The following is a 24,222-nucleotide window of genomic DNA, read 5'->3' as shown; positions in this document are numbered from 1 at the left end:
TCGAAGATCGCGCAGGGTGACACGCTTCAGGATTAAACACTGAGCGTCACGCGGCGAGCACAACGTTACGAGCCCGACTCAGGACCGTATCACCCTCACGCGGGATCTTCGATCCCCCGACCCCTCTCCCACACGGGAGAGGGGAGACGCGCCTTAACATCGTCAGGACGAGTCAAGCGGACTCGTTGCTCGCTACAATCCAGCAGGCTTATCCGACATGGCCGCGACCCCCGCGCCCGCCGACGCGCCGATCGACCGCCGCCGCATGGTGGCGTTCGTCTGCATGGTGTTCGGGATGTTCATGGCGATCCTGGACATCCAGATCGTGTCGGCCTCGCTCGCCGAGATCCAGGCCGGCCTCTCGGCCTCGGCCGACGAGATCCCGTGGGTGCAGACGAGCTACCTCATCGCCGAAGTGATCTCGATCCCGCTGTCGGGCACCCTGTCGCGGGTGCTCTCGACCCGCTGGATGTTCGTGATCTCGGCCGGCGGCTTCACCCTGATGAGCCTGATGTGCGCCACCTCGTCGACGATCGGCGAGATGATCCTCTGGCGCGCCCTCCAGGGCTTCATCGGCGGCGGCATGATCCCGACGGTGTTCGCCTCGGCCTTCACCATCTTCCCGGCCTCGAAGCGCAGCATCGTCTCGCCGATGATCGGCCTCGTCGCGACGCTCGCCCCCACCATCGGCCCGACGGTCGGCGGCTACCTCACCGACCTGTTCGACTGGCACTGGCTCTTCCTCGTCAACATCGTGCCGGGCATCTTCGTCACGGTCTCGACCTACCTGCTGGTCGATTTCGACAAGCCGAACCTCGACCTCCTCAAGCGCTTCGACTGGGCCGGCCTCGGCCTGATGGCGGCGTTCCTCGGCTGCCTCGAATACGTGCTGGAGGAGGGCCCGACCCACGACTGGTTCCAGGAGGAGGCGATCTTCGCCGCGGCACTCGTCTGCGGCGTCGCCTGCATCGGGTTCTTCTGGCGCGCCTTCACCGCCGAGCAGCCGATCGTGGATCTTCGCGCCTTCTCGGACCGCAACTTCGCCGGCGGCTGCCTGTTCAGCTTCGTCATGGGCATCGGCCTCTACGGCCTGACCTACCTCTATCCGGTCTATCTCGGCCGGGTGCGCGGCTACTCGGCGCTCCAGATCGGCGAGACGATGTTCGTCTCGGGGCTCTGCATGTTCGCCACCGCACCGATCGCCGGGCGCCTCTCGGCCAAGGTCGATCCGCGGATCATGATGGCGATCGGTTTCTCGGGGTTTGCCGCCGGTACCTGGATCGTCACCGGCATCACCAAGGACTGGGATTTTTACGAGCTGCTGTGGCCGCAGGTTTTGCGCGGCTGCTCGCTGATGCTGTGCATGATCCCGATCAACAACATCGCGCTCGGCACCCTGCCGCCGGCCCGGATGAAGAACGCGTCGGGCCTCTACAACCTCACCCGCAACCTCGGCGGCGCGGTGGGGCTGGCGCTGATCAACACCGCGCTCAACGATCGCTGGGACCTGCACCTCGCCCGCCTGCACGAGCGCTTCACCTGGACCAACCCGATGGTGCTGGAGCGCCTCGACAGCATGGCCAAGGGCTTTGCGGGGCTCGCCGGCAACCCGGACGCGATGGCGCTGAAGGCCATGATGAACACGGTGCGGATGCAGGGGCTCCTGATGAGCTTCTCCGACGTGTTTCTGATCCTGACCGTGCTGTTCGTGCTGATGGCCTGCGCCACCCCGATGATCCGCCGGCCGCGCCCGGGCGGGGCGGGAGCGGACGCGCATTAGAGCGTTTCACGATCGCACTGCCATCGCGAATCGCCCTAAGCCTTTGTTTCATCTCATTTTCTTCGACGAACCGGCATCCACTTCGTCGGAAAATGCTCTAGGTGCGGGAGACGGCGCACGAGAAAAGGCGCCCCTGCCCGGATCGGGGCAGGGGCGCCAAGTCTATGACACGTCTCGGGAGGAGATGCGGAGGCCGCCCGGGTCGAAGGACGCGGCGGGCGGAATCAACGCGTGTCGCCGAGAAAACTACACCCCCTTCTCGGGTTCCCACAAGTCTCCGCGGCCCTCGACCTTGGTCCGAGACGGGTGAGCGGGGGTTACATCTGCGTCAGGTGCGCCGCGCCGGCCGGCAATCGCTCCGTCGCGCCCCGTCGGGCGAGGCGCCAAATCTCTGATTCCGCCGCCGTTTCGGCCGCGGACCGGGGCCTGCCCGGCCCATCGCTGCGGGACTCCGGCCGCCCACCTGCGGCCGACGGTCCTTTCCAGGCGGGCCCGACCCGCGATAAGGATCGGGTTCCCGCCAGCCCGCGCCGCCCGGACGACGTGACGACGCCTCATTCCCCCGCGACTCCGCCCGCCTCCGGACACCTCCGCGTCGAGGCAGTCTCGAAGCGCTTCGGTGCCCATCCCGCCGTCGACGGGGTCGACCTCGACCTCGCGCCGGGCCAGGTCTTCGGCCTGCTGGGGCCCTCCGGCTGCGGCAAGTCCACGCTGCTGCGCATGGTGGCCGGCTTCGAGGCGCCGAGCTCCGGAAAAATCCTTCTCGACGGACGAGACCTCGCCGGGGTGCCGCCGCACCGCCGACCGGTCAACATGATGTTCCAGTCCTACGCCCTGTTCCCGCACCGGGACGTGGCGGGGAACGTCGCCTACGGGCTGGAGCGGGAGGGCCTGGGCCGTCCCGAGGTCGCCGCCCGGGTCGCCGAGATGCTGCGCCTCGTCCAGCTCGACCATTTGGGCGCTCGCCGGCCCGACCAGCTCTCCGGCGGCCAGCGCCAGCGGGTCGCGCTCGCCCGGGCGCTGGCCAAGCGGCCCCGGGTGCTGCTCCTCGACGAGCCGCTCGGCGCCCTCGACCGGGCCCTGCGGGAGGAGACGCAAGCCGAGCTGCGGGCGCTGCAACGCCGGCTCGGCACCACCTTCGTGGTCGTCACCCACGATCCCGCCGAGGCGATGGTGCTGGCCGACCGCATCGGCGTGATGGCGGCGGGCCGGCTGGTCCAGGTCGGCGCGGCGGCCGATCTCTACGAGCGTCCGGCCACCCGCTACGTCGCGGGGCTCCTCGGCGACGTCAACCTGATCGAGGGCCGGCTCGGGGAGGGCGGGGCCGGGCGCTTGCGCGGCCTCGACACGCCGCTCGGGACGCTTCACGCCTTCGACCATCACGGCGCCGGTGACGCCGGATCGCCCGGCCTCCTGGCGCTCCGGCCCGAGCGGCTGACGCTCGCGACGGAGGGCCTGGCCGGCACGCTCCTCGACGCGACCTATCTCGGCGACAGGATCGTCTGCCGGGTCGGGATGGCGGACGGGCGGGTGCTGCGGGCCGCGACCGCGCCCGGCGCCGGCCCGGCCCCGGGGGCTCCGGTGCATCTCGCCTTCGCGCCCGAGGCGGCCTCGCTGCTGCCGGGCGCGCCGGCCGCACCTCAGGTCCCCGCATGACCGGGCGGCTGCGCGACGCCCTGCGGCGGCTGGCGCTGCCGGCGGTCCCGCTCCTGTGGCTCCTCGCCTTCTTCGGCCTGCCCTTCGCGGTGGTGCTGAAGATCAGCCTGTCGGACCCGGCGACCGCCCTGCCGCCCTACACGCCGGTGCTCGACTGGGATGCGGGCCTGGCCGGCTGGGCCGACGTGCTCGCCGCCCTCGACTTCGAGAACTACCGCACGCTCCTCGCCGACCCGCTCTACCTCGACGCGGGGCTGACCTCGCTGACGGTCGCGCTCTGCGCGACCCTGCTGCTGGTCCTCGTCGGGTACCCGATCGCCTACGCGATGGCGCGGGCGCCCAAGGCCTGGCAGCCTCTCCTCGTCGCCCTGATGGTGATCCCGTTCTGGACGAGCTTCCTGATCCGGGTCTATGCCTGGATCGCGATCCTGAAATCCGATGGGCTCCTCAACCAGGCGCTGATGGCGCTCGGGCTGGTACGTCAGCCGGTCGAGATCCTCAACACCCCGGCGGCGGTGATGATCGGGATGGTCTACGCCTACCTGCCCTTCATGGTTCTGCCGCTCTACGCGGTGCTGGAGCGCCTCGACCGCGGGCTCATCGAGGCCGCCCGCGACCTCGGGGCGAGCCGGCTCGCCGCCTTCCGGACCGTGACCCTGCCGCTGTCGTGGCCCGGTCTCGTCGCCGGGGCGCTCCTGTGCTTCATCCCGATCACCGGCGAGTTCATCATCCCGGACCTGCTCGGCGGCACCGACACCCTGATGCTCGGGCGGGTCCTGTGGAGCGAGTTCTTCTCCAACCGCGACTGGCCGCTCGCCTCAAGCGTCGCGGTGGTGCTGCTCGTGATCGTCGCCGGCCCGGTGGTGCTGTTTCGCGAGGCCGAGGCGCGCCGGCTGGAGCGCCCCTGAGATGCAGCGCGCCCATCCCCTCGCCTGGGCCGCGCTCGCCCTCGGGCTGGCCTTCCTGTACGGGCCGATCCTGCTCCTCGTCGTCTACTCGTTCAACGCCTCGCGCCTCGTCACGGTCTGGGCCGGGTTCTCGACCCGCTGGTACGCCGGCCTCCTCGACAACGGCCCGCTGGTCGATTCCGCCCTCGTCACCCTGAAGGTCGCCTTCGCCTCGGCGAGCCTCGCGGCCGTGCTCGGCACGCTGGCGGCGCTGGCGCTGGACGGGCGCCGGCGCTTTCCCGGCCGGCCGCTGCTCACCGGCCTCGTCTACGCCCCGATGGTGATGCCGGAGGTGATCACCGGCCTGTCCCTGCTGCTGCTGTTCGTGGGCCTCGGCATTCCGCGCGGCTTCTGGACCATCGTGATCGCGCACGCGACCTTCACGCTCTGCTTCGTTGCCGTCGTGGTGCAGGCCCGCCTGCGCCTCCTCGACCGCGCGCTCCTCGACGCCGCCGCGGATCTCGGCGCCGCGCCCGTCACGGTCTTCCGCACCGTGACCCTGCCGCTGATCGCGCCCGCGGTGATCGCCGGCTTCCTCCTCGCCTTCACCCTCTCGATGGACGACCTCGTGATCGCGAGCTTCGTCTCGGGGCCGGGCGCCACCACCCTGCCGATGCGCCTCTACAGCCAGGTCCGCCTCGGCGTGACCCCGGAGATCAACGCGATCTCGACCCTGCTGATCGGGGCGGTGAGCCTGGCGGTGCTGGGGGCGTCCGTGCTGACGGCGCGGCGGGGGCGGTGATCGTCACCTGAAACGGCCCCGATCCTGCAAAGCCCCTCCGGACGGCGTTTCCGCCGCCCACCGGAACCCGGAGCTTCGCGCATGGATGTCGGCGTGTTCATCCCGATCGGCAACAACGGCTGGCTGATCTCGGAAGCGGCCCCGCAATACAAGCCGAGCTTTGCCCTCAACAAGGCGATCGTGCAGAAGGCGGAAGGGTACGGGCTCGATTTCGCCCTCTCGATGATCAAGCTGCACGGCTTCGGCGGCAAGACCGAGTTCTGGGACTACAACCTCGAATCATTCACGCTGATGGCGGGCCTCGCGGCGGTGACCGAGCGGATCAGGCTCTTCGCCTCGACCGCGGTGCTGACCCTGCCGCCGGCCCTCGTCGCCCGGATGGCGACCACGATCGACTCGATCGCCCCCGGCCGGTTCGGGGTGAACGTCGTCTCGGGCTGGCAGAAGGCCGAGTACGCCCAGATGGGCCTGTGGCCCGGCGACGACTATTTCGGCTACCGCTACGATTATTCCACCGAATACGTCCGGGTGATGAAGGAGCTGTGGGAGACCGGCACCTCGGACTTCCAGGGCGCGCATTTCCGGATGGAGGGCTGCATGATGAAGCCCGCACCCTCCAGCCCGATCCCGATCGTCGCCGCCGGCCAGAGCGGGCGCGGCATGGAATTCGCCGCCACATACGCCGATTACAACTTCGTGCTGGGCACCGGCCTCAACACGCCAACGGCCTGCGCGCCGACCTGCGCCCGGCTGATCGAGGCCGCCGCCAGGACCGGGCGCGACGTCGGCTCCTACGTCCTGATGATGGTGATCGCCGACGAGACCGACGCGGCGGCCGAAGCCCGCTGGATGGCCTACCGCCAGGGCGCCGACGTCCAGGCGCTCGCCTGGATGCTCGACCAGAGCAACCAGGACAAGAACGCCTCCGCCGATTCGACCGCGACCTGGATGAACCTCCCCGAGGGCGCGGTGAACTTCAACATGGGCACGCTGGTCGGCTCCTATGCGAACGTGGCGCGGATGCTCGACGAGGCGGCGACAGTGCCGGGGGTGAAGGGCATCATGCTGACCTTCGACGATTTCCTCGACGGCCTCGACGCCTTCGGGACAAAGATCCAGCCCCTGATGGCCTGCCGGCAGGACCGTTTGGAGGTCGCCGCGTGACGGTCTCCGACGCGCTCATCGCCCGCACCATCCTGGCCGGCACGGTCGGGGAGGCGGCCCCGGCCCGGGACCTGCCCTCGTCCTGGGAGCGGGACGCCCCCGAACCGGCCCATGCCGAGCGGCGCCTGCGGCAGGCCGCCGAGGCGACCGGGGAGGGGGCACCTGTCATGCCGCCCCTGCCGGCGGTGGAGGACGGGCCGCTGCACGGCCTCGGGATCGGCGCGCTCCAGGCCGCCTTCGCGGCGGGGACGACCGATCCGGTGGCGCTCCTGGCGGCGCTTCAGGCGCGCATCGACCGCCACCCCTCCGGGCGCGACGCGGTGCTGGCCCCGGTCCCGGGCGCGCGCGACGCGGCCGAGGCGAGCGCCCGGCGGATCCGGGCCGGGGAGGCCCGTCCCCTCGACGGCATCCCGTTCGGCATCAAGGACATCATCGACTGCGCCGGCGCGCCGGTGACCTGCGGCTCGCGCCTCACCGGCGACCGGGTGGCGGCGGCCGACGCGACCGTGGTGGCCCGCCTGCGCGCGGCGGGCGCGATTCCCCTCGCGATGCTTGCCACCACCGAATTCGCCTGCGGCTCGGCCCACAACCCGCGCTACGGCGCGGTCGCCAATCCGTGGGACCGGACGCGCTGGACCGGCGGCTCCTCGACCGGCTCCGGCGCCGCGCTCGCCGCCCGGCTGATGCCGCTGGCGCTCGGCACCGACACGGGCGGCTCGATCCGGGTGCCGGCGGCCTGGTGCGGCATCACCGGCCTCAAACCCACCCGCGGGCTGGTGCCGCGCACCGGCGTCGCGCCCCTGTCCTGGACCCTCGACCATGTCGGCCCGATGGCCCGCTCGGCCGCGGACCTCGCCCGGGTGATGCCCTGGATCGCCGGCCCCGACGGCGCCGACCCGCATGCCGCCGGCCGCTACGACGCCACCCGCGCCCGGGACCTTCCGGGCCTGCGCGTCGGCGTGCCGGAGGGCTGGTTCACGGCGATGCAGGACGACGCGGTGCTCGCCGCCTGGGAGGCGATGCTGCGGGTGCTGGAGCGCCACGGCGCCCGCCTCGTGCCGGTCGATCTCGGCCCTGTCGCGACCGCCCACCAGGACGGCTACACGATCGTGATGGCGGAACTCGCCGCGCTCCAGGAGCCCGATTTCGACCGCGCCGCGGCCCTCGATCCCGGCACCCGCGCCCGGCTGGAGCAGGGCCGGCTCTTCACCGCCGCCGATTATCTGCGGGCGCTCCGCCGCCGGCCCGTGGTGCTGGCGCAGGTGCTCGATGCGCTCGCCGATGTCGACGTGCTGGTGACCCCGGGCCTCGGCGGCGAGGCGCCGTCCCTCGACACCCTGACGGTGGCGGTGAACGGCGCGGCCCACCCGCTCCAGGCGGTGCTGCCGCGCAACACCATGCTGTTCGACTATACGGGCCTGCCCGCCCTGATGCTGCCGACCGGCTTCGGGCGGAACGGGCTGCCGGTCGCCGCGCAGGTGGTGGGCAAGCCCTACGACGACGCCCTGTGCCTGGGGCTCGGGGCGGTGTTTCAGCGGGAGACGGGGCACCATCTCGCGGCGCCGCCGGGGTGACCGCTCACCGTCCGAGGGTCGTCTCTGCCGCCGCGACGAGCCACGCCGCCATGGCGGGGGCGACCGTGTCGGCCTGATCGCGCCAGCGCGCCACCTGGATCTTCGAGGAGGGCCGCATCTCCGCCACCCGCACCAGCCGGGTCAGACGGCGGCGCCGGAGCGCATCGGCGACGAGGAGCGAGCGCGCGAGGACGATGCCGTTGCCGTCCTGCGCCGCCTGCAAGGCCGCGCCGATATCGCGAAAGCGCATCGCGGGCGGGTTGTCCCCGTCAGCGCCGAGCCACGTCGCCCAGGACCATTCGTTGCCGATGCCGTCGGCGGCCCGCCCCTTGCCGAGCCGCGGCAGCCGGCGCCAATCGTCATCCTGACGGGAACGGCGCAGCACGGGCGCGACGACCGGAAAGACGCTCTCGGCCGGAAAGGCCACCTCGCACCGGTGGCTCGCCTGCGCCTCGCACGGGATCCAGAGCAGCGCCAGGTCGGTCTCCTCCGGCACCGTGCCCGGCTTGCCGTCCCAGGGACTGCTTTCCCGGGTCGTCACCTCGATCGCGACGGCCGGAAAGGCCGCGGCCAGATCGGGTAGGCGCGGCGAGAGCCACCAGGCGAGCAGGGCGTTGCTGACCCCGATCCGGAACGGCCGCGAGGCCCGCTCGCCCGCGACCCGCTCCCGCAGCCCCGCCAGCGTCCCGAGCAGTGGGGCGACGTCCCGCGCCAGGCGCTCGCCCGCCGGCGTCGGCCGCAGGCCCGGGTTCAGCCGCTCCAGCAGCGGGGTGCCGAAATACTCTTCCAAGGCCCGCAACCGGTGGCTGACGGCGCTCTGGGTCAGGCCGAGCTCGGCGGCGGCCCGCGTCACGCTCCCGTGCCGCAGCACGGCATCGAACGCTACGAGGCCGGGGAAGGGAGGCAATCGGTGCATCGGCATCTCCCATCACCCCGACGATGACTGCGCGTCCATGAAACGGGCTCATCGGCGCCGCCGCAACTCTCATTTGCCTTGATCCCGCAGAGTCGCGCTGATCGCGGCCATGATCCTCACCGACGATCCTTCCGTCACCTGGGACCGGCGCGCCCGCCTCACCGCGGGCGTGCTCGGCCTGGGCGCCTTCCTGACCCAGTTCGACGTGACGGCGCTCGTCGTCGTCATGCCGGCGATCGGGCGCGACCTCGGCCTCGGCATGCCGGGCCTCGCCTGGGTCGTCGATGCCTACAGCCTCGCCTTCACGGCCGCCCTGCTGGCCGCCGGTGCCCTGGCGGATCGCCACGGCCGGCGCCGCATCCTGCTGCTCGGGAACGGGCTGTTCGCCGCCGCGTCCGTCGCCTGCGCCCTCGCCGGGACCGCGCCCGCTTTGTGCGTCGCCCGCGCCGCGCAGGGTATCGGCGCGGCCTTCCTGATCACCGGGGCCATCGCGTCGATCGCCGGCAGCTTCCCGGATCCCGTCCTGCGGGCCCGCGCCCTGGCCGTCATCGGGATCCTGTCGGGCGTCGCGATGGCGCTCGGCCCGACCCTGGGCGGCCTGCTCGCCGCCTGGCTCGGCTGGCCCGCGATCTTCCTCGCCAACATCCTGCCCTGCGGACTAATCGCGCGCGCCGTGCCCCGCTTCGTCGGCGAAGGCCGGAGGGAGGCGGGGCACCCGGTCGACTGGGCTGGATTGCTGGTTCTCACCGGCGCGCTCGGTCTCGCGGTCGAGGGCGTCCTGCAGGCCCAGGCCGCTCCGTCGATGGGCCTGACCGGCGTCGCGGCCGGCCTCGCGCTCGCGATCGCCTTCGCGCGCCGGCAGCGCCGACGGGTGCATCCGCTGATCGATCCGTCCCTCGCGTCGGATCGTGCCGTGAAGGCCGTCATCGTCCTGCTGCTGGCGATCTCGGCCGGCTACTGGGCGGTCCTGGTCTCCCTTCCGGCCTTCCTGATGGCGGCCTTCGGGATCGGCGCGCAGGAGGCCGGACTTGCGCTGCTCGCGGCGACGCTGCCGATGCTGGTGCTGCCCCCGCTGGGCGGCCGCATGGTCCGGCAGGTCGGCTGGCGGCGCGCGTTCGGGAGCGCGCTGGGATTGATCACCATCGGGAACGCGATCCTGACCGGTACGGCGATCACCGGCTCCCCAATCGGCGCCCTCGCCGGCATGACGGCCATCGGCGCCGGGGCGGCGCTCGCCCATTCCCAGCTCACGGGGGCCATCGTGGCGCTGGCTCCCCCCGGGGCGGCCGGCATGGCCTCGGCCCTCACGATGGTGGCGCGTCAGGGCGGGTTCGCGCTCGGCGTGGCGGCGCTCGGGGTCCTGGCGCCGACGAGTCCGGGCGGCGCCGGATACGCCCCTACCTTCGCCTTCGCGGCCACCGCGGGCCTGATCGGGCTCTGCGCCTGCGGCGCGCTGCCGGGGGGTTCCGATCGGCCGCGGTGAGGCGTCACGCCGGCTGCGCGGCAGCGCGCCTCAATACTCCCACTCCGCCCCCACGCCCACCGCCGTGCGTCCGTCGGCGCCGGCCTCGCCCTTCACCTTGATCCGTCCGGTCACGTCGTAGGTGATGGTCGCCTCGGTATCCTCCGGGCGGGCGCCGGCGCGCACGCCGACGCTCACCCGGTCGCCGAGCGACCGCGACAGGCCGACCGCGGCGCCGCCCTTCGCTCCGGCCTGGATGTCGAGGCTGTCGAGGCCGAGGCCCTTGCGGGCGCTCTCGAACACGTCGGGCCCGCCGGCGCCGCCGGAGAGCTGGGCGACGGCCTGGGCGAGCTGCAGCGCCTGGAACGGGGAGAGGCCGCCCGACGCCTTCTTGAACAGCAGGCGCGACAGGACCTCGTCCTGCGGCAGGGGCGGCTCGGAGGTCAGCGAGAAGTCGGGCTGGTTGGCCGGGCCGGTGACGGCGATCTTGGCGGTGACGTCGCCGGCCTGGGACTGGGCCTGGAAGTCGAGCTCCGGCGCCGTCAGGTCGCCCGCGAAGGTCAGGCGGCCGCGGGTGAAGTCGAGGCGCTGGCCGACGATCTGGATCCGGCCGCGGCGCATCGCGAAGGCGCCGTTCGCCACCGGCGCCGCCGAGGTGCCGGTGAGGCGCAGGGAGCCGCCGAGCTCCGCGTCGATGCCGCGGCCCCGCACGGTGATGCGGCCGGGCGCGTTCAGCGTCAGGTCGAGGGCGGCGAGGAAGGGCGGCGCCTTGCGGCCGCGCCGCGCCGCCGCGGCGCGCTTGGCCCGCGCGTCGAGGCGGGCGCGCATCTGCGGCGGGGTGTTGACGTGGCGGATGCCGGGGAGGGGCTGCACCGTCGCGGGCAGGCGGTCGGGCACCGAGACGTCGAGGGAGACGACGTCGACCTGGCCGCTCACCCGCGGGGTGCGGGCGAGCGGCCCGGTGAGCGACAGGTTGAGGCCGGAGACGAGGGTCATCAGCGGGCTCGCGACCAGCTCGGCCCGGTCGGCCCGGATGGTCAGGTTGCCGGGGAAGCCGGCGGCCGGCTCGACCGCGACGCGGCCCTGGACCTGGAGCGTGCCGCCGTTGCGCGTCGCCGCGGTCAGGCGCTCGATCACCAGGCTATCGCCGCGGCCGGCGACCCGGCCCTGGATGTCGGTGAGGCGCACGCCGTTCAGCGGATCGGTGAAGCTGCCGCCGGTGAGAACCGCCGAGCCGTCGATCCGCGGGGCCTGGAGCGTGCCGGCGACGCCGGCATCGAGGGCGACCCGGCCGGTCACCCGCTGGCCGCCCGTCGCCAGCAGGGTGTTGGCCAAAGCCGCGTCGAGGGCGCCGCGGATGCGCAGGGCGAGGGAACCGCCGGGCTCGACCGGCACCGAGCCGGAGAGCGCGAGCTGTACGCCCTTGCCCGCCGTCACCGTGCCGTCGAGGCCGGCGCGGCCATCCTCGATCCGGCCCGCGGCTCGGGCGTCGATCGGCGGCAGGCCGGCGGAGCGGGTCTCGGGGGTCACGAGGCGCGACACGCTCACGGCATAGCGCCCCTCCGGGCTCCCGGCCGGGCCGGTGAGCGCGGCCTCGCCGTCGAGGGTGCCCGAGAGCGCGAGGCTCGGCGCGGCGATGCGGGCGAGCGACAGCGGCACGGCCTTGAGGCCGAGGCGCAGATCGAGGCGCTTGCCCAACGTCCCGTCGAGGCTGGCCCGGCCGGCGCCGGCCGCGAGGGCGAGCCCGGAGACGGTCACGCCGTCGTCGCCGAAGGTGATCCGGGCCGGACCGGCGAGCGCCAGCCGGTCGGACCCGCGGATGGCGGAGAGGCGCGCGAGGTCGAGACGCGGGTGATCGGCCGGAACAAGCCGGGCGGCGCCGTCGAGGGCGAAGCCCCGGGCCCGGGCCTGGAGCAGGAGGTCGCTGCCGTCGGAGGCGGGCTTGGCGTCGAGGCGGATCGCCTCGATCGTCTCCGAGCCGGCGACGAGCCGGTCGGCGTTGAGCCTGCCCGAGACCCGCGGGCTCGCCCACAGGTCGGTGCCGGCGAGGTCCGCGTCGAGGCGCGAGAGCGCCAGGGAGGCGGCGCGCACGCCCTCGCCGGTCGCCCGCATCCGGGCATCCTGGCGGCCGCCGGCGCGGCTCAGGGTGATGGCGGCGTCGAGGCGGCCGGAGAGGCGGGTGAGCGCCAGGGCCGAGAGGTCGTCGAGATTGCCGGCCTTCAGCGCCACCTCGCCCTCGGCGAGGCGCGAGGCCGGATCGACGGCGGCGTTGCCCGTGAGCGCGACCGAGCCGAGTCCGAAGCTGAGCCGGTCGAGCAGCCAGTCGGCGCCGCGTCGGGCGAGGTGGAGATCGCCGGTGAGCGGCTTGCCGTCGACCCGGCCGGCGAGGGTGACCGTCCCGTCGAGGGCGCCGGTGGCGTCGGTCACGCTCGCCCTGGCGGCGAGGTCGCGGACCGGCCGGCCCATGGCGCGGGCCTCCGGCGCCGCGAGCGTCAGGGCGAGGTCCGGGTGCTCCAGCGAGCCGGTGAGGCGGGCATCGAGCCCGGCCTTGCCGGCGAGCTCGGGGTCGAGGGTGGCGAGGTCGGACAGATCGATCCGGCCGGCCATGTCGGCCTTGGCCTCGGTGGCGCGGCCGTCGAGCGTCGCGGTGAGGGCCTGCGCGGTGAGCCGCGCGGCCTGGACGGCGTAGCCGTCGGGCAGCCGCGTCAGGCGGCCGGAAAAGCGCAGGTCGCGGCCCAGGGTCCGGTCGAGGGCGGGGGTGCCGAGAAACAATTTCTCGGTGCTCGCCTCGACATCGGCGGTGACGCCGGCCCGCCCCGGATCGCCGGAGAGCAGCGCCTTGGCGGCGACGCGGCCACCCAGCGGCCGCCCGGCCGCCAGCGAGAACGCCGCGAGGTCGGGGAGTTCCGCCGTGAGCGTGCCCGCCACCACGTCGCGGCCGATCCGGCCGGTATAGCGGGCCTGCGCGGTCGGGGCCTCGATCGTCACCGCGTCGAGATCGGCGACGCCGTTCGGGTCGAGGCGGCCGACGAGGCGGAACGACGCCTTGGGGCCGACCGCGCGGCGCAAGGCGGGATCGGCGAGGTGGAGGCCGTCGACCTCGGCCTCGGCGGCGAGCCGGAACGACTGGCCCTCCTGCGTGCGGGGCAGGGGCGCGACCGTGAGGTCGGCGCTGGCGCGGCCGAGGCGGCTGCCCGCGGCAGAGAGGCCGGCGGCCTTCAGGGTGCCGCGCAGGGCGGGCGCATCGAGGGGCCCTTTGAGGCTCGCGTCGAGCATCAGGGATTCGAGGGTCGACTCGCCGGCCTTGGTGACGCCGCCCTCGGTCGGCAGCGCCCGGGCCTGGAGGGTCAGGTCGGCGGTGCGGGCGGCGTCGACGGCGCCGGCCAGCGCCAGCCGGGCGGTGCGCGAGGTGAGGTCGAACCGGTCGACCCGCACCGCCCCGTCATCGGCGAAGCGCAGCGCCCCGTCGAGCCGGGTGGTGCCGGAGAAGACCGCCGCGAGCGGGCCGGGCATCAACCCCTCGACCCGCGAGGCGAGGTCGAGGGTCATGCGGCGCTCGGGACCCGCCCGGTCGATGCGGGCGCGGCCGTCGGCGCCGATGCCGTCGCCGGCCTTGAAGGCCAGGGTGGCGTTCCAGGCGTCGAGGGGGCCGGAGCCTTCGAGGTCGAGGGTGACCGGCGGCAGGCCGGGCAGGTTCATCAGCCGCGCCGCGAGGCCGCCCGCCGGCTCGTCCTGGGCGACCTTGAGGTCGAGGCGCGCGGTGTCCGGCACGTAGGCGAGCTTGAGGGTGAGGGTGCCGGGCTTGTCGAGCCGGCGCAGGCCGAAGCCGAGATCGAGGCCCTCGCGCGGGTCGCCGAGGGTGGCCTGGCCGGCCCCGGCGATGCGGGCGGCCTCGCCGAGGACCGGCTCGCCCAGGACGAGGTCGGTGAGGGCGAAGGCCTTCACCACCACCTTGACCGGCAGGTCGGGCAGCAGCGCCTCCTTGTCCTGCGCGGGCGGGCGGGACGAGGGCACGGGCCGGCGCAGCACCTCGATCCGGCCGATCTCGAGCCGGTCGATCTCCAGGCGGCGCGACAGCAGCGCCGTGCGCCGCCAGATCAGCCGCGCCTTGTCGAGGCGCAGCCAGACGCCGTCGCGGTCGGCGATGGCGACGTCCCGGATGGTGGCGTCGGAGGAGAGCGCCCCGTCGACGGCACCGATCGAGACCCGCGAGGTCGGGGTCGAGAGGGCGCGGGACAGGAGGTCGCCGAGGATCGTGGTCTCGCCCTCGGCCGCCTCGCCGATGGCGGCGTGGCCGAGCCAGGCGAGGCCCAGCAGAACGACGGCGAAGGCGGCGGTGAGGAGGCGGTATGCTGCCCCGCCCTTTCCCGGACGACGAGAGCGAAGCGACAGGAGATCCGGGAACCAGGGGAGATGTGCCGCGAAGCGGCTCCTGATGCTGCATCCTTGCAGGCAGGCGGACGCTTCGCGACTTTTCATGCTGGATCCCGGATCTCCTTCCGCTGACGCTTCAGTCGTCCGGGAAAGGGGGGAGGCGGACAAGTCCCGCGCACGTCCTCGCAGCTGCATCATCAGAACGCCTGACCGAGGCTGATGTAGAGGGCGACCGGCGGCTGCTTGAGCTGCTTGTCGGGATTGAGCGGCACCGCGAGATCGACCCGGATCGGGCCGATGCCGGTGTAGTAGCGAAGGCCCAGGCCCGCCGCGATGCGGATGCGCTCGTCGAAATCCGGCAGGGTGCCGGCGAACGCCGTGCCGGCATCGACGAAGGGCACGATGCCGATCGTGTCGGTGATCTTGATCCGGCCCTCGACCGAGCCTTCGAGCAGCGAGCGCCCGCCGATCGGCAGCTGGTAGGGACCGATCGGCCCGACGGTGCGGTACGAGTAGCCGCGGATCGAGCCGCCGCCGCCGGCAAAGAAGCGCAGGGAGGCCGGCACGTCGGCGAGGTTCGCGCCGCTGATCGAGCCGAAGCCGAGGCGCGCGGCGAGGATATAGCGGCCCTCGTCGTCGAAGGAATAGTAGGTCGAGCCCTGCGCCTTGGCGAGGAGCAGGTCCGGGCTGCCGCCGAGGCCCGCATAGGGCGTGAGCGAAGCGGTGACGCGAAAGCCCTTCGTCGGGTCGAGCAGGCTGTCGGTCGAATCGTAGGTGACGCCGGCATTCAGCCCGAGGAGGCCATAATCGACTTTGCCCAGCGCGTCCCGGTCCGAGCCGAAGCGGCCGTCGAGCCCAACCTGGGCCGAGAAGGCGTCGGCGAAGCGGCGCCGGATCGCCACCGTGCCGCCGGTCGCGTCGCTGAGATAGGATTGCTGCACCTCGCGGCCGACGAAGGCGCTGGCCAGGAGGTCGTTGCGGGTGCCGAACAGGGCGGGCTTGACGAAGGTGGCGGCGAGCCGGCCGCCGAGCCCGTTGGTCTCGATGCCCGCGAGCTTGCGGCGCCGGGCGTAATAGTCGGTGCCGAGGCCGAGATAGGACAGGTCGGCGTCGATCCGCAGGGTCTCGCCGCCGCCGAACAGGTTGCGGTCGGCCCAGTAGGCGCGCACGCCCGGCCCGTCGACGGTGGAGTAGCGCGCCGAGACGCCGACGATGTGGCGCGCCCGCTCCGTCACGTCGACGAAGACCGGCAGCGTGCCGTCGGGATCGAGCGCCGTGCCCTCGCGCACCCGCACGCCGCCCAGCGCCTCGATCCGCGAGACCGAGCGGCGGATGTCGGAGAGCGCCTGGGGCGAGTAGGGATCGCCCGGCTCCGCATAGATGAAGGAGCGCACCACCGCCGGGTCGAGGGTCTTGGTGCCCCGCACCGTCACCGTGCCGAGCGCCGCCTTCGGCCCCGGATCGATCACGAAGGTGACGTCCATGACGTGGGCGGTGTCGTCGACCACCGGCTCGCGCCGCACCACCTTGGCGAAGGGGTGCCCCTCGCGGCGGAACTGGTCGACCAGGGCCGCCTCGCGGGCGAGCACCGCGGCGGAGCGGGCCGGCACCTCGCCGTCGATGCGGGTCAGGCGCTCCGGCACCGCCTCGGGGCCGAACGGCACGCCCGAGGGATCGAGCACCGTGATCCGGCGCAGGTGGTAGAGCGGGCCCTGGTCGACGGCGATCCGCACGGCGACGAGGCTGCGGTTGCGCGCGGCCTCGGCGGCCCGCACGGCGCGGAGCGCGGCCGCATCGCCGCCCAGCACCACGTCCTCGATGCGGAAGGTCGCCGTGCCGGCATAGTAGCCGAAGCCCGACAGCGCGGCGACGATCCGCGGCGCGTCGGCCTCGGCCCGGTGCAGCAGGCCCTCGCCGTCGGGCGGCGCGTCGTTGCGCAGGCGGTAGAGGCCGGACGTGTCCTTGAGCGCCTGGAGCAGGTCCTCGTCCTCGACGCCCTGGAAGCGGACGGCATAGGGCAGGGCGGCCGGGCTCGGGGCCGGCGGCGCCTCCTCGGCGCCGAACAGCCCGAACAGGTCGAAGGCCCGGGCGGGCTCCGACGTCCCGAGGCCGAGGGCGAGAGCGAGCCCCGCCGCTCCGGCGCGACCCACTCCGCGACGACACCTGGACGGGCGCCCCTGTGAAGCGCCACGACGTTCGACCCGACTCCGCATGCCCCCCGGCCGTGCTGCCGGCGCCGCCCGACGGGACGGTGCCGAAAAAAAACCCATTCACGCCCGCGGCGCGCCCGATTGAAAACCCGCCCGTGGAATGCCACGATCGGCAGGTCACTCCCTCCGCAATACGGCCTTCCGCAACGGCTCCCTGCCCCAAGGACCACATCCGAGGGTCGGGGGAATTCGTGTCCAAACCGTGTCCGTCGCCGGGCATGATCCCGGGACAAGCTAGAGCATAAGCGGGCCGAAGGGGAGGCGACGGGCCTCGAAACCGTGGCGGCGGATGACACGGCGCCCTGCGCCAACCCGCGCTGGGCACGACAGGATCGCCGGTGCCCGCGGCGCGCGGTCGCGCCCGCCCCCGGGCCGGCCGGCGCGTTGAGCGGGTCCGTGCCATCCCCATTGTCCACAGGGCCGACCGCCATGCTCCCCGTCGTGTTCCATCCGGCCTACGAGGCGCCGCTGCCGGAGGGGCACCGCTTCCCGATGGGCAAGTACGGGCGCCTCGCCGAGACTCTCCGCGAGCGCGGCCTCGTGCCCGGGGGCTTCGTGACGCCCGAGCCCGCGGGCCCGGAGCTGATCCGGCTCGCCCACGACGCGACCTACGTCGAGCAGGTGATCACCGCGACCGTGCCCCGGGCGATCGAGCGGGCGATCGGCCTGCCGGTCGACGACGGGGTGGCGCGCCGCTCGCTGGCCTCGGCGGGCGGCACCCTGCTCGCCGCCCGGCTGGCCCTCGCGGGCGGGCTCGCCGGCAGCACCGCGGGGGGCAGCCATCACGGAAGGCGGGCGGCGGGCGGCGGCTTCTGCGTCTTCAACGACGTCGCGGTGGCGGCGCTCGCGCTCAAGCGCGAGGGCACGATCCGCCGGGCGCTCGTCCTCGACCTCGACGTGCACCAGGGCGACGGCACCGCCGACTGCCTGACGCACGAACCCGACCTGTTCACCTTCTCGATGCATGCCGAGAAGAACTACCCCACCGACAAGGTGCCGGGGGACCTGGATGTCGGCCTGCCCGACGGGATGGGCGACGACGACTACCTGGCGGCGCTCGCCCGCCACGTGCCGCGCCTCCTCGACGATCTTCGGCCCGACCTCGTGTTCTACAATGCCGGCGTCGACCCCCACCGCGACGACCGCCTCGGCCGGCTGGCGCTCACCGACGACGGCCTGCGCCGGCGCGAAGCCTATGTCGTCGGCGAGGTGCGTCGGCGCGGCATCCCCCTCGCGGCGGTGATCGGCGGCGGCTACGCCACCGACGTCGCGGCGCTGGCCGCCCGCCACGCCCTGGTGTTCGAGGCGATGGCCGAGCGGGCGTGACGGAGGGCACGAGCGCGTCCGGCTTCGGAACGGCCGAGGCTGTTCGGCCGTTGATGCCCCGAGACCGCAACGTCAGACCACTCGGAGGACACGATGAGCCTGATCGGCCGAATCGTCACCAAGATCCTGGGCAACGACGATCCCCGCATCCGCCCGGACGGACGCAGCCCCTACGACGACCGGGTCGCCTACAACGATTCGGGCAACCTCGTCGGCCGCCTGGTGACCAAGATCCTGCGTCGCTGACGCAACGGGCGTCGCTGACGCAACGGGCGTCGCTGACGCAACGAGCGTCGCTGACGCAACGGGCACCGTCAGCGACGCACCACGCCGTATGACTCCCAACGACACCCCCGCCGGCCCCGGCGGGGGTGTCGCCGTTTGGTACGGGCACGATCGGTTAGCGGAAAATCCACCATCGTGCGTTTTCGCACTTGCGAAGGGCGATCCCGTCGCTATCTTGTGCAGTGCACGGTCGCGATGGCGTCGCGGCCCTGCAGCCCTCTTTGGGCGTTTCCTCCCTAGACTTCGGGCCGCCTCGCAAGGGCGGCCTTTTTTTTCTTGGGGCATCGAACGCCCGCCGCGACCCTGCCGCGACCGGGAGGGAGTGACGTCAGGCAGGGGCGAGATGGCGGCGTTGCGCCCGCGCCACCCGCGCCGCCGCCCGGGCCGCCCGGGTCCGCGGCTCCGCCACGGCCTCGCCGGCCAGGATGCGCCGCTTGAGCGCCACGAGATCCGGATCGCCGAAGCGCGCCAGCAGCGCCTCGAACGCCGCGTGGCGCGCGCGATCGTAGCCAGTCCCGTCGAGCGGATGGGGCGGGTGCAGGTGGATCACCGGCGCGAGGCCCGGCGGGATCGGCGCCGTCGCGGCGTGGAGCCGGCCGAGACGCAGGAGCTTGTCGAACCAGAGCGCCCGCGGACCCGGATGGGCGTCCGGCAGCACGACCTCGATGCGGTCGCGGCCGCTCTGCGCCACCAGCACGGCGCCGAACCCCGGCAGGGCGGCCCAGAGGGCGGCATCGGCCGGTCGGCCGCAGGCGGCGCGCAGCCGCGGGACGGCCTTCCCCCGAACCCGGGCGAGCAGCCGGGCCTGGCGCAGGGTCAGGCCGAGGCAGAACAGTACCGCGTCGCGATCCTCGGCCCGCGCCGCCGCCCCGTCGGGGCCGATCTCGCTCACCGCCGGGGCAGGGCAGGGCGGCAGGAGGCGGAGCGGCCGGCACAGGGCGAGGGCCTGGCTCCAGGACCCGCCGCCGAGCGCGGTCTCGTAGGCGACCGGCACGAGGGTGTCGGCCTCCCCCAGCACCAGGGCGCCGCGGGGCGTGACGAGGCCGGGCCGTCCGCCGCAGGGCGGGAATGCGGGCTCGCCGGGAGCACGCCGGAAGGTGGCGCCCGCCCCGTAGCCGCCGAGGCTCCAGCCCGCGGCGGGCTCGGCCAGCGCCCGGTCGAGCACGGCCCGCAGGCCGGCAGGATCCGACAAAGGGTCTTCCCCGCCTTGAGCGCAACGCAGCAAACCGCTACCTCTTCGCGGGCAGGGGGCGCCCGCCCGGGTCGAGAATCGCACATCGTGTCGGAACCGTCGCCGTCGCTCGCCGATCCGGATCCCGCGCTCGCCCGCAAGCGGGTCAGCGTCCGCGGACGGCTGCGGAACTACTTCTTCACCGGCGTGATCGTCGCCGGCCCGCTCGCGATCACGATCTACATCACCTGGTGGTGCATCAGCCTGATCGACGGCTGGGTCAAGCCGCTGGTGCCCTCGGCCTACCTGCCGGACCATTACCTGCCCTTCAGCGTGCCGGGCCTCGGCCTCGTCATCGCCTTCGTGGCGCTGACCACGCTCGGCGCGCTCACCGCCAACCTCGTCGGGCGCTCCGTGGTGGAATTCGGCGAGGTGCTGCTCGCCCGCACGCCGGTGATCTCGGGCCTCTATCGCGGCCTGCGCCAGGTCTTCGAGACGCTGTTTTCCACCAGCGGCACCTCGTTCCGCACCGTCGGCCTGGTCGAGTTCCCGGTGAAGGGCACCTGGTCGATCGTGTTCCTGTCGGCCCCGGCGGGGCCCGACGTGCAGAATGCCCTCGGCTCCGGGTACGACCATGTCGGCGTGTTCCTGCCCTGCGCCCCGAACCCGACCACCGGCTTCTTCTTCTACCTGCCCCGCGCCGAGGTGATCGAATTGTCGATCAGCGTCGACGACGCCGCCAAGCTCGTCATGTCGGCGGGCGTGATCCAGCCCGAGGACCCGCAGAGCCGGCTCCAGGCGATGGCGGCGGGCCTGCGCGTCGCCCAGGTCGGGCCGATTCAGGCCGGGTCTTCTGCGGCGATGCCGGCCCGGGACCGCCTGGACGCCTGACCCGCCGCTCGCCGCCATCGCGCCGATCCCGCCCCGGCGAGCGCGACCCGGACGGGGCGGCCGATGCCCCCGTGGCGGGGCGACGGATCTGAAGTGCACAGCGGCGCCAGGGGAAGGGCGGCACGGCCCCCGCACGGGCGATCGTGCCGCGGCGCCGGTCGGGCGGGTCTCGCTTCCGCCCGGCGCGAACAATGCTATGGGACCGGCTCGGGCGTCGGCCCGACTCGGCCCCCAAGCCGTCGATCGTCCCATCGTCGCGCCCAACGCTCGTCGCCCGGCACCGGCGGGTCTTGCGCCCACCTTCGTCCCACCCGTCGCTCCGGCCCCGATCGCGGCCCCGTGCGACCGCCCGCCCGACAGACAGGATCGTCCCGCCCCCGTGACCGACCATGCATCGAACCCCGCCGCGTCCAGCCGGGCCGGGGCCGGGACCTCTCGGCCCGACGTCGCGGCCCTCGCCCGCGAGGTCGCCCGCCACTGCGCGGCCTACCGCGATCCCGTTCCGCGGCTGGCGCTCCGGCAGGTCGCCAACACCCTGCTGCCCTACCTCGCCCTCTGCGCCCTGATGCTGTGGGCGGCCGCGAACGGCTTCGAGCCCTGGGTGCTGCCGCTCGCCGTGCCGGCCGGCGGTCTCCTGGTGCGGCTGTTCATCATCCAGCACGATTGCGGGCACGGCTCGTTCCTGCCCTCCCGCGCCGCCAACGACCGGCTCGGCCGGGGCTTGAGCCTCCTGACGGTGACGCCCTACGACAGCTGGAAGCGGGCGCATGCCCTCCACCACGCTTCGACCGGCGACCTCAGCCGCCGCGGCACCGGCGACATCCACACGCTGACCGTGCGCGAATACCTGGCCCTGTCGCGCTGGCAGAGGCTGCGCTACCGGCTCTACCGCAACCCGTTCATCCTGATCGTCCTCGGCTCGCCGCTCAACTTCCTGGTCCTGCAGCGGTTTCCCTCCGGCGTCGGCCTGCCGTGGCGGACCGCGTGGCGGGACGTGCTCGCCCTCGACCTCGCGCTCGCCGCACTGGTGGCGCTGCTGGCGCTTGCCACCGGCGGGATCGGGCCGGTTTTGTGGGTGCTGCTGCCGGTCGTCAGCGTCGCCGCCTGGATCGGCGGCTGGCTGTTCTACGTCCAGCACCAGTACGAGGAGACGGTCTGGGAGGGGCCCGACTCCTGGGACTTCCACCGCGCGGCGCTCGGCGGCAGCTCCTACTACGTCCTGCCGCGGGTGCTGCAATGGTTCACCGGCAATGTCGGCCTGCACCACGTCCACCACGTCAACAGCCGCATCCCGAACTACCGCCTGCAGGAATGCCTCGACGGCCACGCGACGCTGGGCGAGGTCGGCCGCCTGACGCTCCGCGACAGCCTGCGCTGCCTCGGGCTCGCCCTGTGGGACGAGGAGGCGCGCAAGCTGATCGGGTTCTCGGGGCTGCGGGACGCGGCGGCGCAGGGAGCGTGATCGGGGGCGAGGCGAGGGGGCCTGGCCGGGCGCGACCCGGCCCGGCCTTGAGCGCCTAGGCCGTCTGGGCTAATCCTCCGCGCCGATGCGGCCTGGAGTGCCGTGCGGATCCCAGGGAGGCTCCATGCCCGTGCGTCTGATCGGTGGCGGACTCGTCGGACTCACCCTCGTCGCGGCAGGCACGGTGGCCGCCGCCGACACCCTGCCGACGCGCAAGGCCGGCCTGTGGGAGAGCAAGACCCTCTCGGCCGAGGGCAGCACGACGGCGCGCCAGTGCATTGACGACAAGACCGACCAGCTGGCGCAGGGCGCCCTCGGGGCCGGGCAATGCGCCAAGCGCGTCTTCACCAGGACGAGCACCGGCTATACCGGCGAGACCGAGTGCAAGATGGGGGCGATCTCGGCCTCCGGCACCAGCGTGATCACCGGCGACTTCGCCAGCAAGCTCCATCTCGACGTGGATACGACGCTCACCGGCATCCCCGGCATGAAGGAGCCGGTCCGGCGCAAGATGGCGATCGACGCCACCTATCTCGGCCCCTGCGAGGCGGGACAGAGCCCCGGGGACATCATTTTGCCGGACGGGAAGATCGTGAAGATGCCGCCGGGAGTGGGGCGGTAGGTCGCACGGAGTGTGCCGATGGGCACGCGGTCGTGCCCCCGATTGTCGACGTTCCTCGTGCGGCCAACCTTCGATCCCGCCCCCGGTCGTCGCGATCCGAGCGACGGCGATGCCGATGCGGGATGACCGGCGGGGAGAGGACGGATCATATGCTGCGACCGGGGCATGAGTCCGGAGCAGGCCGCCCCCGGCCGCTCGTCCTCGATCGTCGGACGACAGGACAAGTTCTTTCCCTGCGCTCTCGGCGGCATCTCGCGGCGTTCCAGCGGCCGTGGCACACCAGTTCTTCCCTTGCGCGGCACACCTCTCATGCCCTAAGGGAATGAATATCGAACACCGATTCCATATGAAGATACAACAACACTACGCGTCGCGACTCAAGTCCGGGTCTCCCGTCGAAGCACGATAGGCTCGCCGGAGCGGACTGGGCGCACGATGACCCGAGGCGGATATCGGGGGTTTGAGCGTGACCGATCGGATTCGGATCGGCTCGCCGCGCTCTCGGAGCAGGGGAGAGACGCTATGCTCCAGGCGAAACAACAGGGCCGCTGCGGGACCGCGACCCGTGGGCCTCGGTGCGGCGCGCGGCTGGTTCGCAACGATCGATGCTCCGTCCGCCCGACGGCGACCCGGGCGGTCTTGATGAGCCTGATCCTGGCCGCTTGGATCGGCGGACGGCCCGTTCTGGCTAGCCCGCCCCCGGATGCGCGCCAAGGAACTCAGCGCCGCTATCACGGAGTTTCAGACGCTCGCAGAGCGCACGCTCGAGGCCGGTGACCTGCCACGCTGGGCGGATCCCGAAGGCGCGCGCGTACTGGCCCGCGTGTGGGACCGGCAACGCATCCTCGGCACATCGCCCTACGTCGCCGCCGATGTACCTGTCCTGCTTGGAATCGTCGATCAATGGAATAAGATCAGCAAGACCTATTTGCTCTTTACCGCAAAGCCCGGCACTGTTCCGAACACCGCCGTCACCACGATCCGCTACCAGAACGAACTCGCGCGTGGGGTCGATGCCCTGATGCATGCGATGGCAGCGGTGGCAGAAGCCATCGTACCGTTCTGGGAGTCGCTACCGGATAAGGACCACACCACCGTGCGCCGCGCGGGCATCCAGAACATACGGGTCGGCTTGGTTCAAACCTTGCAGGAGGTGCTGACGACAATGCGACTTCAAAACTTTCACGCCGACAACCGCCGAATTCTAGCGCTTGCGATCGTGGAAACCGCCGGCATCATTAGCCGATCGCTATCCGAGGCGGATCGGACGGCCATGGCCGCGCAGGTGACGGCAACGATCCAAGCCCTGCCCGAAGAAGAGGGGGACTGGCTCATCCCGGCCCTCGCGCCGTTCTCGCAACCGGGCTGCACCGGACTTTGCGCGATCAACTGAGGCCGTGATCGTCCGCAGGGCGAGGCTTGCCCAAGATCATGGCTAAGCAGACTTGCGTTGGCAGGCCACACGGTACACGACACTGGCCGGGAACCGTGCAGCCAGGCTTCCATGACCCATTGCAAACCAACCCCTTTTTCCGGACGACTGAAGCGAAGCGGAAGGAGATCCGGAATCCAGCACGAAAAGCCGCGAAGCGTCTCATTGTCTGCGACTGTGCAACAGGTTGAGCCGCTTCGCGGTATGT

At 72.7% G+C, this 24,222-nt stretch carries 17 protein-coding genes; 13 read left to right on the top strand and 4 right to left on the bottom strand.

Translation table 11 applies throughout. From position 1 onward, the window contains the following. The first annotated feature begins 217 nt into the window (after positions 1-217). From QR78_RS00355 to QR78_RS00330, 6 genes are all read left to right on the top strand, one after another. Entirely contained in the window at positions 218-1,780 is a 1,563-nt protein-coding gene (locus tag QR78_RS00355) for a DHA2 family efflux MFS transporter permease subunit (protein ID WP_048425489.1), read from the top strand. Positions 1,781-2,323: 543 nt separating this feature from the next. Continuing rightward, the gene (locus QR78_RS00350; protein WP_048425488.1) at positions 2,324-3,436 is read left to right on the top strand and encodes an ABC transporter ATP-binding protein; all 1,113 of its coding nucleotides are present in this window, start codon (positions 2,324-2,326) and stop codon (positions 3,434-3,436) included. Continuing rightward, positions 3,433-4,344, top strand: a complete 912-nt coding sequence (locus QR78_RS00345) for an ABC transporter permease (RefSeq protein ID WP_048425487.1) — start codon at positions 3,433-3,435, stop codon at positions 4,342-4,344. The genes QR78_RS00350 and QR78_RS00345 overlap by 4 nt, the downstream gene beginning before the upstream one ends. Position 4,345: 1 nt before the next feature. Then, positions 4,346-5,125, top strand: a complete 780-nt coding sequence (locus QR78_RS00340) for an ABC transporter permease (protein WP_048425486.1) — start codon at positions 4,346-4,348, stop codon at positions 5,123-5,125. Between the two features lie 81 nt (positions 5,126-5,206). Next, positions 5,207-6,289, top strand: a complete 1,083-nt coding sequence (gene rutA / locus QR78_RS00335; protein WP_048425485.1) for a pyrimidine utilization protein A — start codon at positions 5,207-5,209, stop codon at positions 6,287-6,289. Next, on the top strand, positions 6,286-7,863 hold the full coding sequence (locus QR78_RS00330; RefSeq protein ID WP_048425484.1) for an amidase: 1,578 nt from the start codon (positions 6,286-6,288) through the stop codon (positions 7,861-7,863). The genes rutA and QR78_RS00330 overlap by 4 nt, the downstream gene beginning before the upstream one ends. Positions 7,864-7,867: 4 nt before the next feature. Here QR78_RS00330 and QR78_RS31785 read toward each other — a convergent pair whose 3' ends face one another. Beyond that, entirely contained in the window at positions 7,868-8,779 is a 912-nt protein-coding gene (locus tag QR78_RS31785; protein ID WP_053220740.1) for a LysR family transcriptional regulator, read from the bottom strand. A gap of 109 nt (positions 8,780-8,888) precedes the next feature. Between QR78_RS31785 and QR78_RS00320 the strand changes: the two genes are divergently transcribed. Beyond that, complete coding sequence (locus QR78_RS00320) at positions 8,889-10,262, top strand: MFS transporter (RefSeq protein ID WP_053220739.1); 1,374 nt, start codon at positions 8,889-8,891, stop codon at positions 10,260-10,262. Positions 10,263-10,292: 30 nt separating this feature from the next. On the opposite strand, the gene QR78_RS00315 is transcribed toward QR78_RS00320, so the two are convergent. Further along, positions 10,293-14,720, bottom strand: coding sequence for a translocation/assembly module TamB domain-containing protein (locus QR78_RS00315; RefSeq protein ID WP_082172023.1), 4,428 nt, complete (start codon positions 14,718-14,720; stop codon positions 10,293-10,295). A gap of 92 nt (positions 14,721-14,812) precedes the next feature. Beyond that, positions 14,813-16,828: an autotransporter assembly complex protein TamA gene (locus QR78_RS00310; protein WP_082172086.1), complete on the bottom strand. Its 2,016-nt coding sequence runs from the start codon at positions 16,826-16,828 to the stop codon at positions 14,813-14,815. A gap of 426 nt (positions 16,829-17,254) precedes the next feature. Between QR78_RS00310 and QR78_RS00305 the strand changes: the two genes are divergently transcribed. Then, positions 17,255-18,151: a histone deacetylase family protein gene (locus QR78_RS00305; protein ID WP_048425482.1), complete on the top strand. Its 897-nt coding sequence runs from the start codon at positions 17,255-17,257 to the stop codon at positions 18,149-18,151. Between the two features lie 93 nt (positions 18,152-18,244). Continuing rightward, positions 18,245-18,397, top strand: coding sequence for a hypothetical protein (locus tag QR78_RS00300; RefSeq protein WP_048425481.1), 153 nt, complete (start codon positions 18,245-18,247; stop codon positions 18,395-18,397). A gap of 367 nt (positions 18,398-18,764) precedes the next feature. Here the strand turns inward: QR78_RS00300 and QR78_RS00295 are convergent, their stop codons facing one another. Next, entirely contained in the window at positions 18,765-19,628 is an 864-nt protein-coding gene (locus QR78_RS00295; RefSeq protein ID WP_048425480.1) for a DUF6925 family protein, read from the bottom strand. 87 nt (positions 19,629-19,715) lie between these two features. On the opposite strand from QR78_RS00295, the gene QR78_RS00290 reads away from it, so the two are divergent. The 4 genes from QR78_RS00290 to QR78_RS00275 all read left to right on the top strand — a co-directional run bounded on the left by QR78_RS00290 (position 19,716) and on the right by QR78_RS00275 (position 23,975). Then, positions 19,716-20,498, top strand: coding sequence for a DUF502 domain-containing protein (locus QR78_RS00290; RefSeq protein WP_048425479.1), 783 nt, complete (start codon positions 19,716-19,718; stop codon positions 20,496-20,498). 379 nt (positions 20,499-20,877) lie between these two features. Next, positions 20,878-21,960: a fatty acid desaturase gene (locus QR78_RS00285; protein WP_048425478.1), complete on the top strand. Its 1,083-nt coding sequence runs from the start codon at positions 20,878-20,880 to the stop codon at positions 21,958-21,960. 124 nt (positions 21,961-22,084) lie between these two features. Then, a complete protein-coding gene (locus QR78_RS00280; RefSeq protein WP_048425477.1) occupies positions 22,085-22,582 on the top strand; it encodes a DUF3617 domain-containing protein in 498 nt (165 codons plus the stop codon). 703 nt (positions 22,583-23,285) lie between these two features. Then, the gene (locus QR78_RS00275) at positions 23,286-23,975 is read left to right on the top strand and encodes a hypothetical protein (protein WP_048425476.1); all 690 of its coding nucleotides are present in this window, start codon (positions 23,286-23,288) and stop codon (positions 23,973-23,975) included. The last annotated feature ends 247 nt before the right edge of the window (positions 23,976-24,222 follow it).

It is taken from the genome of Methylobacterium indicum, from assembly GCF_001043895.1.
GTDB classification, from domain to species: Bacteria; Pseudomonadota; Alphaproteobacteria; order Rhizobiales; family Beijerinckiaceae; genus Methylobacterium; species Methylobacterium indicum.
Note: the sequence above shows the minus strand (reverse complement) of the source record. Positions and strands in the feature narration are given on the sequence as shown.

Bases quoted from the DNA above. Each gene is read 5' to 3' on its own strand.
- QR78_RS00310 (WP_082172086.1), bottom strand. From the start codon at position 16,828: ATGCGGAGTCGGGTCGAACGTCGTGGCGCTTCACAGGGGCGCCCGTCC.
- QR78_RS00305 (WP_048425482.1), top strand. From the start codon at position 17,255: ATGCTCCCCGTCGTGTTCCATCCGGCCTACGAGGCGCCGCTGCCGGAG.
- QR78_RS00275 (WP_048425476.1), top strand. From the start codon at position 23,286: ATGCGCGCCAAGGAACTCAGCGCCGCTATCACGGAGTTTCAGACGCTC.
- rutA (WP_048425485.1), top strand. From the start codon at position 5,207: ATGGATGTCGGCGTGTTCATCCCGATCGGCAACAACGGCTGGCTGATC.
- QR78_RS00315 (WP_082172023.1), bottom strand. From the start codon at position 14,720: ATGAAAAGTCGCGAAGCGTCCGCCTGCCTGCAAGGATGCAGCATCAGG.
- QR78_RS00320 (WP_053220739.1), top strand. From the start codon at position 8,889: ATGATCCTCACCGACGATCCTTCCGTCACCTGGGACCGGCGCGCCCGC.
- QR78_RS00355 (WP_048425489.1), top strand. From the start codon at position 218: ATGGCCGCGACCCCCGCGCCCGCCGACGCGCCGATCGACCGCCGCCGC.
- QR78_RS00300 (WP_048425481.1), top strand. From the start codon at position 18,245: ATGAGCCTGATCGGCCGAATCGTCACCAAGATCCTGGGCAACGACGAT.
- QR78_RS00340 (WP_048425486.1), top strand. From the start codon at position 4,346: ATGCAGCGCGCCCATCCCCTCGCCTGGGCCGCGCTCGCCCTCGGGCTG.
- QR78_RS00280 (WP_048425477.1), top strand. From the start codon at position 22,085: ATGCCCGTGCGTCTGATCGGTGGCGGACTCGTCGGACTCACCCTCGTC.
- QR78_RS00345 (WP_048425487.1), top strand. From the start codon at position 3,433: ATGACCGGGCGGCTGCGCGACGCCCTGCGGCGGCTGGCGCTGCCGGCG.
- QR78_RS31785 (WP_053220740.1), bottom strand. From the start codon at position 8,779: ATGCACCGATTGCCTCCCTTCCCCGGCCTCGTAGCGTTCGATGCCGTG.